General features: G+C 72.3%; 14 protein-coding genes. 11 read left to right on the forward strand and 3 right to left on the reverse strand.

What is annotated here, in order from left to right:
• The first annotated feature begins 234 nt into the window (after positions 1-234).
• The 4 genes from AB0M39_RS39315 (at position 235) to AB0M39_RS39330 (ending at position 4972) form a co-directional block, all read left to right on the forward strand.
• On the forward strand, positions 235-804 hold the full coding sequence (locus tag AB0M39_RS39315) for a hypothetical protein (RefSeq protein ID WP_365373177.1): 570 nt from the start codon (positions 235-237) through the stop codon (positions 802-804).
• The gene (gene cseB, locus AB0M39_RS39320; protein ID WP_365373180.1) at positions 801-1541 is read left to right on the forward strand and encodes a two-component system response regulator CseB; all 741 of its coding nucleotides are present in this window, start codon (positions 801-803) and stop codon (positions 1539-1541) included. Before AB0M39_RS39315 ends, cseB begins: the two co-directional genes overlap by 4 nt.
• Before the next feature lie 2 nt (positions 1542-1543).
• Positions 1544-2848, forward strand: coding sequence for a HAMP domain-containing sensor histidine kinase (locus tag AB0M39_RS39325; protein WP_365373183.1), 1305 nt, complete (start codon positions 1544-1546; stop codon positions 2846-2848).
• Between the two features lie 69 nt (positions 2849-2917).
• Positions 2918-4972, forward strand: coding sequence for a transglycosylase domain-containing protein (locus AB0M39_RS39330; RefSeq protein WP_365373186.1), 2055 nt, complete (start codon positions 2918-2920; stop codon positions 4970-4972).
• A 30-nt stretch (positions 4973-5002) separates the two neighbouring features.
• Here AB0M39_RS39330 and AB0M39_RS39335 read toward each other — a convergent pair whose 3' ends face one another.
• Positions 5003-5593: a TetR/AcrR family transcriptional regulator gene (locus AB0M39_RS39335; RefSeq protein ID WP_365373189.1), complete on the reverse strand. Its 591-nt coding sequence runs from the start codon at positions 5591-5593 to the stop codon at positions 5003-5005.
• Positions 5594-5680: 87 nt separating this feature from the next.
• Here AB0M39_RS39335 and AB0M39_RS39340 point away from each other — a divergent pair, with 87 nt between their 5' ends.
• Positions 5681-6097: a VOC family protein gene (locus tag AB0M39_RS39340; RefSeq protein ID WP_365373192.1), complete on the forward strand. Its 417-nt coding sequence runs from the start codon at positions 5681-5683 to the stop codon at positions 6095-6097.
• Between the two features lie 33 nt (positions 6098-6130).
• Here the strand turns inward: AB0M39_RS39340 and AB0M39_RS39345 are convergent, their stop codons facing one another.
• Positions 6131-6508 carry a VOC family protein gene (locus tag AB0M39_RS39345; RefSeq protein WP_365373195.1) on the reverse strand — a complete coding sequence of 126 codons (378 nt, stop codon included), beginning with the start codon at positions 6506-6508 and terminating at the stop codon, positions 6131-6133.
• 223 nt (positions 6509-6731) lie between these two features.
• Between AB0M39_RS39345 and AB0M39_RS39350 the strand changes: the two genes are divergently transcribed.
• Positions 6732-7742, forward strand: coding sequence for an SPFH domain-containing protein (locus tag AB0M39_RS39350; RefSeq protein ID WP_365373198.1), 1011 nt, complete (start codon positions 6732-6734; stop codon positions 7740-7742).
• Entirely contained in the window at positions 7739-8638 is a 900-nt protein-coding gene (locus AB0M39_RS39355) for a hypothetical protein (protein WP_365373201.1), read from the forward strand. The genes AB0M39_RS39350 and AB0M39_RS39355 overlap by 4 nt, the downstream gene beginning before the upstream one ends.
• A 142-nt stretch (positions 8639-8780) precedes the next feature.
• Here the strand turns inward: AB0M39_RS39355 and AB0M39_RS39360 are convergent, their stop codons facing one another.
• The gene (locus tag AB0M39_RS39360) at positions 8781-9296 is read right to left on the reverse strand and encodes a GNAT family protein (protein ID WP_365373204.1); all 516 of its coding nucleotides are present in this window, start codon (positions 9294-9296) and stop codon (positions 8781-8783) included.
• Between the two features lie 180 nt (positions 9297-9476).
• Here AB0M39_RS39360 and AB0M39_RS39365 point away from each other — a divergent pair, with 180 nt between their 5' ends.
• From AB0M39_RS39365 to AB0M39_RS39380, 4 genes are all read left to right on the forward strand, one after another.
• Positions 9477-10223, forward strand: a complete 747-nt coding sequence (locus AB0M39_RS39365; RefSeq protein ID WP_365373207.1) for a carbonic anhydrase — start codon at positions 9477-9479, stop codon at positions 10221-10223.
• A gap of 111 nt (positions 10224-10334) precedes the next feature.
• On the forward strand, positions 10335-10886 hold the full coding sequence (locus tag AB0M39_RS39370) for a MarR family transcriptional regulator (protein WP_365373210.1): 552 nt from the start codon (positions 10335-10337) through the stop codon (positions 10884-10886).
• A 2-nt stretch (positions 10887-10888) separates the two neighbouring features.
• Complete coding sequence (locus AB0M39_RS39375; protein WP_365373213.1) at positions 10889-11338, forward strand: MarR family winged helix-turn-helix transcriptional regulator; 450 nt, start codon at positions 10889-10891, stop codon at positions 11336-11338.
• A 125-nt stretch (positions 11339-11463) separates the two neighbouring features.
• Positions 11464-12204: a tyrosine-protein phosphatase gene (locus tag AB0M39_RS39380; RefSeq protein ID WP_365373216.1), complete on the forward strand. Its 741-nt coding sequence runs from the start codon at positions 11464-11466 to the stop codon at positions 12202-12204.
• The last annotated feature ends 278 nt before the right edge of the window (positions 12205-12482 follow it).

Below are 12482 nucleotides of genomic sequence, written 5' to 3' on the forward strand. Positions count from 1 at the left end.
AGTAACGGTTCCTGCCGGCGGCCTGTGGGCGCCACACCCCGCGGGTAGGGTGATGTGCATAGGCCCCCCAACCCCCCCACCGCCCCCACCCCCCCCGCCCGCCGCAGGCGTCGCCTCCGCGCTGCCCCGGCGCTCGGCGCCGCTGTCGCGCTGGCGGCGCTGACGGCCTGCGCGTCGGAGACCGGGGCTCGGGACAGGGGCGTCGCGCCCAGCCTGTCGCCGCCGATCAGCGCGGTGCCGCTGTGGCCCGAGCACGCCCCGCCGCCCCAGCCGTCCGCGGGCGCCCCCAGCCCCACGTATCAGCGGTATCTGCCCGTCGACGAAGTCTCCGTGCCGGCGGGCGGACTCAAGGACGTGCCGGTCAAGGAGCTGCTCCAGAAGGACCCCAATGCGCCGAAGCTGGTCCTGGCGGTGCTCGAGGGCTGCCCGGGCGCGCAATGCGGACTGCGCAAGCCCGTCTACCGGGACCTGTCGGGCGACGGCCGGGACGAGCTGATCGTGGCGGTGGACGAGCCGAAGGCCGAGCTGACGCTGATCCAGGTCTACTCCGCCTTCGGCGCCACGGTGCGGCCGGTGCTGATGAGCATCGGCCGGCTCGGGCTCACCGGCGAGACGTTCGGCTACGAGCTGGTGCTCTCCTCGACGGGCGAGGACGGCCAGTTCACCACCCGCTACCGGTGGAACGGCGCGGAGTTGACCCGCATCAGGGACGAGGAGCCGGCCCCGTCGACGCCGCCGGACGGCCCGACCCCCGTACCCACGCCGTCGATGCAGCCGCCGACCAGCACGAGGACTCCCGAATGACACCTCTCTTCCCCTCCTCCGGCGCGGTCTCGGCGGACGACGCTCATCTGCTGCTCGTCGAGGACGACGAGGTGATCCGCAACACCGTCCGCATGCTTCTCGAGCGCTATGGCTACACCGTGTCCACCGCGGGCGACGGTCTGACCGGCCTGGAGATATTCCGGGAGACCAACCCCGACCTCCTGCTGCTGGACGTCATGCTGCCCGAGCTCGACGGGATCGGGCTGTGCCGCAGGGTCCGCGAACTGAGCCTGGCGCCGATCCTGATGATGTCCGCGCGCGGCGACAGCCTCGACGTCGTGTCCGGCCTCGAGGCCGGCGCCGACGACTATGTCGTCAAGCCCTGCGAGAGCGCGGTGCTGGTCGCGCGCATCCGCTCGCTACTGCGCCGCGCCTCGTTCACGCCCACCGCGGAGGCGGGCCGCGAACCCGCGGACGGGGACGCGGGGGACGGCGCCCTGTCGTTCGGCGACCTGACCATCGACACCCTGGGCATGGAGGTTCGGCGCGCGGGCGAGGAGCTGGCCCTGACGCCGACCGAGCTGCGGATGCTCCTGGAGTTCGCCGCCTCGCCCGGCGTCGTGCTGGAGCGGCGGACGCTGCTCAGCCGGGTGTGGGACCACGCCTGGCACGGCGACACCCGGGTCGTCGACCTCCATGTGCAGCGCCTGCGGGCGAAGATAGGCGCCGAACGGATCGAGACGGTCCGCGGCTTCGGCTACAAGCTGCGGCGCTGAGCATGGGTTTGAGCTGGCGGATCGCCGCCCTGGTGGCCGCGGCCACCTGTGCCGTCGCCGTGGCGGTCGGCGTGCTGGTGCACCACGCCTCGCGCGATCGCGAGCTGTCGCAGGCGCGCGACGCCGCGAGCACCACCCTCGACCGGGCCGGCGTCACCTATACCCGCACGGGAGCGGTGCAGGGCTCGGGCGCCGCGCTGGACGCGCCCGGGCTGCCGGACGACCTGCGCGCCCTGGTGGCGAGCGGCCATCAGGGCACCGAGTTCGTCGAGTCCGAAGCCGGCGGCGGGGGTCCCGCCATGTGGGCCGCGCGGCCTGCCGGGGACCGGGTGCTGTCCGTGCGCGTCGACATGAGCACCACCATGCGGGACATCAGCGCGCTCGACACGAACATCGTCCTGGCCGGTCTGGTCGCGACCGGGGTGGCGCTGCCTCTCAGCGTGCTGACCGCCGGGCGGATGAGCCGTCGGCTGCGCAAGGCCGCCGGCACGGCCCGGCGGATCGCGGCAGGCGATCTGGACGCCCGGATCTCGCCCGCGGCCCGCCCGCAGGACGAGATCGCCGACATCTCCCTCGCCGTGGACACGATGGCGGGCGCGCTGCAGGAGAAGCTCCGCCGCGAGCAGCGCTTCACCGCGGATGTGGCGCATGAGCTCCGTACGCCGCTGATGGGGCTGGTGACCGCCGCCGAGCTGCTTCCCCCGGAGGACGAGGCGGCGGGGTACGTGCACAACCGCGTGCGCGTCTTGAGCAGGCTGGTCGAGGAGCTGCTGGAGATCTCCCGGCTCGACGCCGGGGCCGAGTTGGCGGATCTGTCGCCGTGTCCGCTGGACCAGCTGGCCGAGGACGTCCTGGCGCGCACCGGTCTGACGGCGAACCTCGTCACCGGCGACGCGGACGAGGCGGGCGAGGCGGGCGAGGCGCGTAAGTCGACCCCGGTGGTGTGGACGGACTCGCGCCGGATGGAGCGCATCCTCACCAACCTCGTCGGCAACGCCCACCGCCATGGCAGCGCTCCGGTCGTGGTGACGGTGGCGGCGGACGGCAGGACCGTGACGGTGCGGGACCACGGCAGCGGCTTCCCCGCCTCGCTGCTCGAGGACGGCCCGCAGCGCTTCCGCACCGGCGCCCGCGAGCGCGGCACCGGCCATGGGCTCGGGCTGACCATCGCGCTGGGCCACGCCGAAGTCATCGGCGCGGCGCTGGAGTTCGCCAACGCCCCGGACGGGGGCGCGGTCGCCGTCGTACGGCTCCCGGAGAACGCCTGCGAACGCCACGCCCGAGGCGAGACGCCGATACACGGCTGATACATCTCCGAGGGGCAGCCGAGGCCTTCCTTTGGGTTTACGAAGATCTTCGCCGCTGAGGATGGCGGCATGCGTATCAGGCGTAGTCCGGACCGGACGGTGGAGCAGCAGTGGACCGGCGAGGTCGGCGGGCCCAGAGCGCTCAGAGGGGCCGATGACGCAGACGGCGCCGACGCGACCGGCGCGGCTCTCGCCGCCGACGACGGCGAGAGCGCGGACACGTCAGCCGTCGACGCCGAGGGCCCGGGCGCCGGGCGACCGCGGCACAGGCACGGCCGCGGGAAGGCGAAAGACGGCAGTCCACAGGACCGTTCACAGAGCCGTCCACGAGGACGCGTCCGCCGCTTCGTCACCTGGCGGAAGCTGCTCCTCCTGTTCCTCTCCCTGTGCGCGCTGCTGACCGGGGGCTTCGTCTTCCTCTATCTCGCCATCGACATCCCCAAGGCCAACAGCCTGGCGAAGGCGCAGAGCAACGTCTACCTCTACAGCGACGGCTCGCGACTGGCCCGGACCGGTGAGATCAACCGCGAGACCGTGCCGCTGAGCCGGGTGCCCGTGAACGTGCGGAACGCGTTCGTCGCCGCGGAGAACAAGGACTTCTACAGCGACTCCGGCGTCTCCCTGTCGGGCACGGCCCGCGGCATCGCCAGCACCCTGACAGGCGGGGGCAAGCAGGGCGGTTCGACGATCACCCAGCAGTACGTCAAGAACTACTACCTCAGCCAGGAGCAGACGGTCTCGCGGAAGGTGAAGGAGCTGATCATCTCCCTCAAGGTGGACCGGCACAACACCAAGGACGACATCCTCGCGGGCTACCTCAACAGCAGCTTCTACGGACGGCAGGCGTACGGAGTCCAGGCCGCGGCACGCGCGTACTACAGGAAGGAGGTCGAGAAGCTGACCGTCGAGGAGGGCGCGTACCTCGCGGCGGTGCTGCAGGCCCCCAGCCAGTACGACTGGACCGCCGCGTCCCCCGCCGGCAAGCGGCTGGTGGTGCAGCGCTGGGGCTATGTGCTGGACAACATGGTCGAGGTGGGCTGGCTGGACGAGGCCGCCCGGCAGAAGATGCGGTTCCCCGAGCCGGTGGAGCCCAAGCCGTCCGCGGACCTCGCGGGACAGGCGGGCTATCTGGTCGACGCCGCCCGGCGCGAGCTGATCGCCTCGGGAGTCAGCGAGCAGGAGCTGGCGGGCGGCGGGTGGCGCATCACCTTGAACATCGACCCTCAGCAGCAGAAGGCGCTGGAGCGCGCGGTCACCGCGGACCTCGACTCCGCGCAGCAGGAGTCGGCGACGGACCAGGCGAAGCCGGACGCCGATCGGCAGGCGGGCGCGGTGTCGGTGGACCCGAGGAACGGCCGCGTTCTGGCCCTCTATGGCGGCCGCGACTACTTCAAGCACTACCTCAACAACGCGACGCGCTCCGACTACCAGGCCGGAAGGACCTTCGAGCCGGTCGCGTACGCCGCCGAGCTGGAGGCCAAGAGGGACGAGGAGAGGGCCGACCTGGCCCAGACGAGGCGTACGGCACGGGCGTTGGGGATGGATGCCGAGCCTGTCGGGTTCGCGTCCGAGGAGGCGGTGTCGCTGGGGCTGATGGGCGCGAGCCCGATGGAGATGGCCGGGGTGTACGCCTCCTTCAACAACGAGGGCAGGAAGATCACGCCGTCGATCGTGAAGTCCGCGCAGCGCGACGGCACGGGCTCGCAGCTGCCCGGCGCGGTGGCCGGCCAGGCCATCGCCGCCGACACCGCGGAGCTGGTGACGTCGGTCCTGGGCAACGGCCGCAACGGCTTCTTCGGCGGAGCCTCCGTCGGGGGCTTCGGCCGGGGCATCGCGTACCGCCCCGGGGCGTTCGACGGGGAGGGAGCGCCGGTCACCGGCACGTCGGGGCCCTCCGACGACGGGAAGGCGGACTGGTTCGTCGGGGGCAACGCGAAAATGATCACCTCCATCGGCATCTTCGGCGAGGACGCCAAGACGCGGAAACAGGTCGCGCTCCAGGGCAAGGGGCAGGCGCGCGCCCTGAAGATCTGGGCGAACTACAGCGACGGCGCCCTCCTGGGCCGCGATGGCACGTCCGTGGAGAAGCCCGGCCCCTCCGCGACGTCCCCTTCGTTCCCCTGAGGCCCTTTCGATCCCCCCTGAGGCCCTGGCTCATCGAGCCCGCAGCGCCTCCAGCATCCGCGACAGGGCGGCCCTGGCGTCGGCGAGATCGTTCGGACTCTCCGAACCCGCCAGCCACAGGGCCGCCTCGTTCATGGCCCCCGACAGCAGATGGGTCAGCGGCGCGACCGGCTGCGGGGCGATGGCGCCGGATTCGATCAGCCCGCTGATCGCCTGGGCCAGATGACGGGCGGACGCCTCCTCGTCCAGCGCACGCCATTCGCTCCAGCCGAGCACCGCCGGCCCGTCGACGAGCATGATCCGCTGGACTTCCGGGTCGGTGCTCGCGGTGAGGAACGCCTGGCACCCCGCGGTGAACTGCGCCCAGGGGTCGTCCTCGGCGTCGGCGGTCGTCGCGACGGTCCGGCCGACCTCCTGCTGCACCTCTTCCAGCACGGCCCTGAAGAGGTCGGTCTTGCTGCCGAAGTGGTGGTAGAGCGCGCCTTTGGTGACCCCGGCGGCGGCGACGATCTCCGACAGCCCCACCGCGCCGTACCCCTTGCTCGCGAAGAGGCGTCTACTCTCGCGCAGAAGGGTCCGCCGGGTCTGCTCCCGCTGTTGCGCCCTGGCGCCGTTCGTCATCGGGCTGCCACCGCCCCTCCCTTTGACATACCGCTGGTATGTCAATTATCGTCATTGACATACCGATGGTACGCGAAGGAGCCTCGCATGAAACTGACCAGCTTCTATCCCGTCGTCTGCACCTCCCGGATCCAGGAGTCGCGCGCCTTCTACACCGAACTGCTCGGCTTCGAGCCCACCTTCGAGGCCGACTGGTACGTCAGCCTGCGGCGACCGGGGCCGCTTCCGTACGAGCTGGCGCTGCTCGACCACAGCCACCCGACGCTGCCGGAGGCGTACCGCACCCCCGTGCAGGGGCTGCTGCTCAACTTCGAGGTGGAGGACGTGGACGCGGAGTGGGACCGCCTCGTGGTCCAGGGGGGTCTGCGGCCCGAACTGGAGCTGCGCAGCGAGGACTTCGGGCAGCGGCACTTCATCGTGGCCGACCCGAACGGCGTGCTCATCGACGTCATCACGCCTATAGAGCCCGCCGACTCGTTCGCGGAGCAGTACACCGGAGCGTGAGGCGGCGGCACGCCCGACGACGAGCCCCGGTCCTCAGTCCACCTGAAGGACGGCGAGGGTGTTGCCCGCAGGGTCCTTGAACCACGCGATGGCCGGGCCCTCGGCCCGGGAGACGCCCTTGTCGTCCTGCTCGAACTGGGGGTACCGCTCGAAGGTCACCCCGCGCGCGGCCAGCCCCTCCACCGCCTGATCGATGTCGGGGACGGGGAAGTTCAACACGGTATAGGTCGCCGGGACATGGTCCCCCTTGGGATAGACCAGGATCTGGGCGCCGCCCTCGATGTGCAGCGTCAGCAGGCCCATAGCGGTGTCCTCCGTCACCCGCACGCCGAGCGTCTGGCCGTAGAACTCCTTCGCCCGGCCCAGATCGTCGACCGCGAAGCTGCTGAACGCCTTGGTGTTCTCGAACATGACCGATCCCCTTCCGCCGCCCGCCGTCCGGCGAGCGCTAGGAGTATTCACAGGGACCCGGCGCCCGCCCCGGGACGCCTCGGGGATTCCCCCCGATGGCCGCAGGCCAGACCCGCCCGCCGCTCGCCCGAGGAGCCGCACACCCACAGCAACCGATCTCGTCGTATTGACGATATCTAGCGGCGCCCGCTATCGTCGACGTGACGAGAAGGGGGAGGCTGCCATGGCCGACATCATCAGGCGCTGGGGCTGGCGCCATCTGCGCTCCGCGCCCACCGCGCATATACGCCACTACAAGCGGGGCCGACTCGTCCACGACGGGCCCGGGTTGAGCTTCTGGTTCCGGGCGTTGACCGCCGCACTGTCCGAAGTGCCGGTCGACGACCGGGAGTTGACCATGGCCTTCCACGCCCGCACCGCCGACTTCCAGGACGTCACGGTGCAGGCGACGGTGACGTACCGGATCAGTGAGCCGGCCACGGCCGCCGCCCGGCTGGACTTCTCCGTCGACCCGGACACCGGCGTCTGGCGCGCCGCCCCGCTGGAGCAGCTCTCGACCCTGCTCACCGAGACCGCCCAGCAGCACGCGCTCGACGTCCTGGCCCGCACCCCGCTGGCCGACGCGCTGGCGAACGGCGTCGCGTCGGTACGGGAGCGGATCTCCGGCGGTCTGGCGGCCGAGCCCCGGCTGTCCGCGACCGGCATCGCCGTCGAGGCCGTGCGCGTGGTCGCCATCCGGCCCGAGCCCGAGGTCGAGCGCGCGCTGCGCACGCCCGCGCGGGAGCAGATCCAGCAGGAGGCCGACCGGGCGACGTACGAGCGGCGCGCCGTGGCCGTCGAGCGCGAACGCGCCATCGCCGAGAACGAGCTCGCCAGCCGGATCGAACTGGCCCGCCGCGAAGAGCAGTTGGTCGACCAGCAGGGAGTCAACGCCCGCCGCGAGGCTGAGGAGAGCGCCGCAGCGGACGCCGTGCGCGCCGAGGCGGAGGCCAAGCGCACGGTACGCCTCGCCCGCGCCGAGGCCGAGGCCGCACGCGAGGTCGGCGAGGCCCGGGCGCAGGCGCAGGCCGCCTGGCTGCGGGTGCACGCCGAGGTGGACGCCGCCACGCTGCACGCGCTGGCCGTCGCCCGGCTCGCCGAGAACCTGCCGCGCGTGGACAGCATCACGCTCACGCCGGACGTGCTGACCGGGCTGCTCGCCAAGCTCGGCCAGGGCGGCGGGGACCGGCCGTGAGCCTCGCCCCGCGCGCGGTGCTGGTGCACCGCACCAGCGAGTACGAGGAGCTGCTCGCCCGCCACGGCACGCACGGGCAGGCCGAGTTCTTCCTCGCCTCGCGCGGGCGCGGCATCGAGGACGTGGCACGGCGGCACCACCGGACGCGCCAGGCGCTCGCCGACGTCGCGGCGGCGGTGCCGCTCTCCTGGCGGCAGTCCCGGGTGGAGCGGACGGACCTCGACCGGTTCCTGTTCGCCCCGGAGGACGTGGTGATCGTCGTGGGCCAGGACGGGCTGGTCGCCAACACCGCCAAGTATCTGTCGGGCCAGCCCGTCGTGGGGATCGACACGGACCCGGGCCGCAATCCCGGCGTCCTCGTGCGCCACCGCGCCGAGGACGCCCGCCGGCTGCTGCCGAGCGCCCTCTCCCCCACGGCCTCGGTCGACGAGCTCACCATGGTCGAGGCCGTGGCCGACGACACCCAGCGGCTGCTCGCGCTGAACGAGATCTACGTCGGCCGATCGAGCCATCAGACCGCGCGCTACCGCCTAGGCCCGGACGCCGAGCCGGCCCGCGCCGAGGCGCAGGCGTCGTCGGGGGTCCTGGTCGGCACGGGCACGGGCGCCACGGGCTGGCTGCGCTCGCTGTGGCAGGAGCGCGGCAGCGCGGTGGCTCTCCCCGGCCCTGCCGACCCGAGGCTCGTCTGGTTCGTACGCGAGGCCTGGCCCTCCCCCGCCACCGGCACCTCGCTGGTGGCGGGGGTACTGGGGCGGTCCGAGGGCCTCCGGCTCGTCGTCGAGTCCGACAGGCTGGTCGCCCTCGGCGACGGGATCGAGAGCGACGCGCTGGAGCTGACGTGGGGCCAGTCGGTCAGCATCGGGATGGCGGACACCTCGCTGCGCCTGCTCCACTGACGGAATCGGCGGGCGGGCGGCTCGGCTTGCACGGGAGTCGAGCGGTCGGTCGGGCAGTCAGGTCGGTCGGCCAGGTCGGGCAACCAGGTCTTCCGGTCGTCCGGTCAGGTCGGCCGGTTCGGCCATCGGTCAGCGGGTCGGGTCAGCCGGTCAGGTCGTCCGCCAGCAGATCCATCAGCAGCCCGTCGTGCCAGGTCCCGTCCGCGCCGCGCTCGTAGGCGCGCAGCACGCCGACGGGACGGAAGCCGACCTTCGCGTAGCACCGGATGGCCGCGGTGTTGTCCGCGGCCGGGTCGATGACGAGCCGGTGGTGCCCGCGGTCGGCGATCAGATGCCTGGCCAGCGTCCGTACGGCGTCGGCGCCCAGCCCCTGCCCGTGCACCGCCGGATCGAGGTAGACGTCGATGTTCGCGTGACGGTAGTCCGGATCGGTCTCCTCGTCCCACTGGATGGCGCCGGCCGTGCGCCCGTCGACCTCGATCACCAGGACCGAGACGTCCGGCTCGTGGAGGCTCTCGACGACTTCAGCCGTCAAGTCCTCGCCGCCGCGCCACCGTTCGTACACCTCGGGCTTCGCCCGGATCGCGGCCAGCGCAGGAACGTCGTCGTCCGTCGCCGGACGCAGCGCCACACGGTCGCCGTACAGAGTGCTCTCCATGACCGCCAACGCTAGTACCCGCCACGCGCCACGCGGGTGCGCGGTCCGGACGCCGGTCGGCCCGAAGGCGCCCCTGCCTTCGGGCCGACCCGGCCCCGGCCTGCAACGGAGCGTTCAACGCCCCGCAAAGAAAGGCCCATCCACGAACGTCTTGTCGATCAAGGGAGCTACCTTCCCGGCGTGAAACTGACTCTGAAGACCCAGGAGAACCCGCGCTCCGGCGCCGGCCGTCGTGCGCTGATCCGCGCGGCCCTCGCCGGCGGCGCCGCGACAGCCGGGGGTCTCGCCCTCGGCGCGTCCCCGGCGGCCGCCGCGCCGCGCGTCGCGCGGGCCGACTCCCGCCCCACCACCGCCTCCCAAGCCCTGCGCGAGCTGTCCGCGGGCAACCGGCGCTGGCGGTCGTACCACCAGCAGCACCCGCACGAGACGCCGTCCGTGCGGCAGGCGCTGGCGTCCCAACAGCATCCCTTCGCCGTGGTCCTGGGGTGCGTCGACTCCCGTGTGCCGCCGGAGCTGGTCTTCGACCAGGGCCTGGGCGATCTGCTGACCGTGCGCTCGGCCGGCCAGGTGCTGGACGAGGCCGTCCTCGGCAGCGTCGCGTTCGGCGTGCTGGAGCTGGCGATACCGCTGATCGTCGTCCTCGGGCACCAGTCCTGCGGGGCCGTGTCCGCGGCCGTCCACGCCGACGAGACCGGCGAGGAACTGCCCGCGCACCTGCAGTACCTGGCGGATCAGATACGTCCGGCGATAGACCGCGGCCAGACGGGGACCGCCCGTATCGACTCCACCGTCAGCCGCAATGTCGGCCTGGTCCGCGGCCGGATCGCGGCGGAGCCCGAGCTGGCGTCCCGGATCGCCGACGGCAGGCTGACCGTCGTGGGCGCCCGCTACGAACTGGGCTCGCAGCTCGTCCACATGCTCGACTGACGCCTCCCGCGCCCCTGGGCCGGGATGTCGTCGGCGTCCCGGCCTCGGCGCCCGTGCGCACGCCTCCCGAAAATAGTAGCCATGTACATAGTATCTATGTACTCTATCTTCATGAGCGCAGCACACACGGGCCCGACGCCCGGATTCCTGGTCTGGCGACTGTCGATGAAGTGGCGGACGGCCGTCGACCGCGCGGTCGCGCCGCTGGGCCTGACCCACGCGCAGTACTCGCTGCTGGGATCGCTGCTCGGCATGCAGAGGAGCGGACTGCGGCCCAGCCAGCGCCAGCTCGCGGACCACACCGGCCTCGAGCCGCTCTACGTCTCGAAGCTGGCTCGCACGCTGGAGGCCGCCGGCCTCGTCGAGCGCGTCCCCGACCCCGCCGACACGCGGGCGGTGCAGCTCTCGCTCACCGACGAGGGGAGCGCGGTCACCCGCCGCGCGGTGGCCGTGGTCCAGCAGCTGATGGACCGACTGCTCGCGCCGCTGGGCGGCCTGGAGGGCTCGCGCGCCCAGGAGTTCGCACGCGAGTTGACCACTCTGCTCGACGTGCCGCTCGACGCGTCGCTGGAAGGACTCGAAGCACTGGACACCCAGGAAGCGCTGAACGCACAGGAAGCACCCGAAGCAACCGCATCGCCCGACACCTCTTCCAAGGAGTAGCCATGTCCACTGCCACACCCTCCGTCAACGGCCAGATCGTCGGCCTCGCCCACTACGCCTCGCGTGCCGTCCTGGAGCGGCGCGTGCTGGCCGGTCTCAAGGTGACGTTCCAGCAGTCGGTCGCGCTCAACGCCGTCGACCAGAGCGGCGGCGACACCGAGCGCGCCGCGATCGTCGACCGGATGACCAGCACCCTGAAGATCGACGACTCCGACGCGCTGGCGTCGATCGACGGGCTGATCGCCGCCGGACTGCTGGAGGTCCTGCCCGGCGAAGAGCCCCGTGTAGGACTCACCGAGGCCGGCAAGTCGGTCAACGGCCAGATTCGCGCCGCCGTTCCCCAGATCAGCGCGCAGCTGTACGCAGGCTTCTCGGCCGAAGAGCTCGCGGTGGCCGGCCGAGTCCTGACCACGGTCACGGCCCGGGCCAACGCCGAGCTGGACAAGCTCTGATCAGCCCGACGACGCCGGCGGTCCCGACGGCTCGGACCCGCCCGCCGCCGCAGGGCGGCCAGCCCGAGCCGCAGGCGGCGCGTCGGCGATCACCCGGCAGAGCGGCCGATCGTAAAGTGATCGACATGGACAGTGAACCGAACAGACACATCACTTTCGAACGACTGCACAACTTCCGTGACGTGGGCGGCTATCGCACCCGCGACGGCCGCACCCTCCGATGGGGCCGCCTCTACCGGTCCGACTCGCTCGCCAAGCTCCACGGCGACGACTGGGACCGGTTCCAGGCGCTCGGCATCCGTACGGTGATCGACCTCCGCTACCCCTGGGAGATCGACGCGAAGGGACGGGTTCCGGCGAGCGAGGGCCTGGAGTACGTCAACCTCAGCATCGAGCACCGCCCTTACGACCAGGCGGAGATCTCTCCGGACGTCGATCCGTGGCGTTTTCTGGCCGACCGGTTCGCCGAGGTCGCGCTCGACGGCGCGAAGGAGCTGCGCCAGGCGCTCGAGTTGATCGCCTCGGACAGCGGCCCGCTGGTCTTCCACTGCGCTTCCGGCAAGGACCGCACCGGGCTGCTCGCCGCGCTCGTACTGTCCCTGGTGGGCGTCGACGAGGAGGACGTCGTGGCCGATTTCGCGCTGACCGAGCTGGCCACCGAGCGTCTGGTCGCGGACTGGCACACGGCCAACCCCGACCGGACGTTGAAGTGGCCCAGCTACGGCCGCGCCCCGGCCGAGGTCATGCGGCTGGTCCTCGCCGACCTGACCACGGAGTACGGCTCGGTGCACGGGTACGCGACCGGGCGCCTCGGCGTCGACGACGCGCTGATATCCGAGCTGCGGGAACGGATCCTCGAGGACTGAGGGCCAACGCCCCAGCCGCGCGGACGCGACTGCCCTGAGGGCGGCGCTCCTCCGTGGACGCGTCGCCGATCGGCCTGACGCGATCAGAACCGGACACCCGCGACCGCGGCCCGAACAGTGGCGATCGACGCATAACGGCGGGCGCCCCGGGCCGCGAGGCCGGGCGGCCGGGGTGGGGGGGGGGGGGGGCGGCGGGGGGGGGGCCGGGCCCCGGGGGGGCCGGGGGGGGGGGGGCGGGCGCGGGGGGGGGGGGGGGGGGGCCGCCCCCCCCCCCCCCC

The sequence above is a fragment of the Streptomyces sp. NPDC051907 genome (assembly GCF_040681075.1).
Lineage (GTDB): Bacteria > Actinomycetota > Actinomycetes > Streptomycetales > Streptomycetaceae > Streptomyces.

What these genes read in the sequence shown, in the direction of transcription:
- cseB (WP_365373180.1), top strand. Translation starts at nt 801, where the DNA reads ATGACACCTCTCTTCCCCTCCTCCGGCGCGGTCTCGGCGGACGACGCT.
- AB0M39_RS39325 (WP_365373183.1), top strand. Translation starts at nt 1,544, where the DNA reads ATGGGTTTGAGCTGGCGGATCGCCGCCCTGGTGGCCGCGGCCACCTGT.
- AB0M39_RS39330 (WP_365373186.1), top strand. Translation starts at nt 2,918, where the DNA reads ATGCGTATCAGGCGTAGTCCGGACCGGACGGTGGAGCAGCAGTGGACC.
- AB0M39_RS39335 (WP_365373189.1), bottom strand. Translation starts at nt 5,593, where the DNA reads ATGACGAACGGCGCCAGGGCGCAACAGCGGGAGCAGACCCGGCGGACC.
- AB0M39_RS39340 (WP_365373192.1), top strand. Translation starts at nt 5,681, where the DNA reads ATGAAACTGACCAGCTTCTATCCCGTCGTCTGCACCTCCCGGATCCAG.
- AB0M39_RS39345 (WP_365373195.1), bottom strand. Translation starts at nt 6,508, where the DNA reads ATGTTCGAGAACACCAAGGCGTTCAGCAGCTTCGCGGTCGACGATCTG.
- AB0M39_RS39350 (WP_365373198.1), top strand. Translation starts at nt 6,732, where the DNA reads ATGGCCGACATCATCAGGCGCTGGGGCTGGCGCCATCTGCGCTCCGCG.
- AB0M39_RS39360 (WP_365373204.1), bottom strand. Translation starts at nt 9,296, where the DNA reads ATGGAGAGCACTCTGTACGGCGACCGTGTGGCGCTGCGTCCGGCGACG.
- AB0M39_RS39370 (WP_365373210.1), top strand. Translation starts at nt 10,335, where the DNA reads ATGAGCGCAGCACACACGGGCCCGACGCCCGGATTCCTGGTCTGGCGA.
- AB0M39_RS39375 (WP_365373213.1), top strand. Translation starts at nt 10,889, where the DNA reads ATGTCCACTGCCACACCCTCCGTCAACGGCCAGATCGTCGGCCTCGCC.
- AB0M39_RS39380 (WP_365373216.1), top strand. Translation starts at nt 11,464, where the DNA reads ATGGACAGTGAACCGAACAGACACATCACTTTCGAACGACTGCACAAC.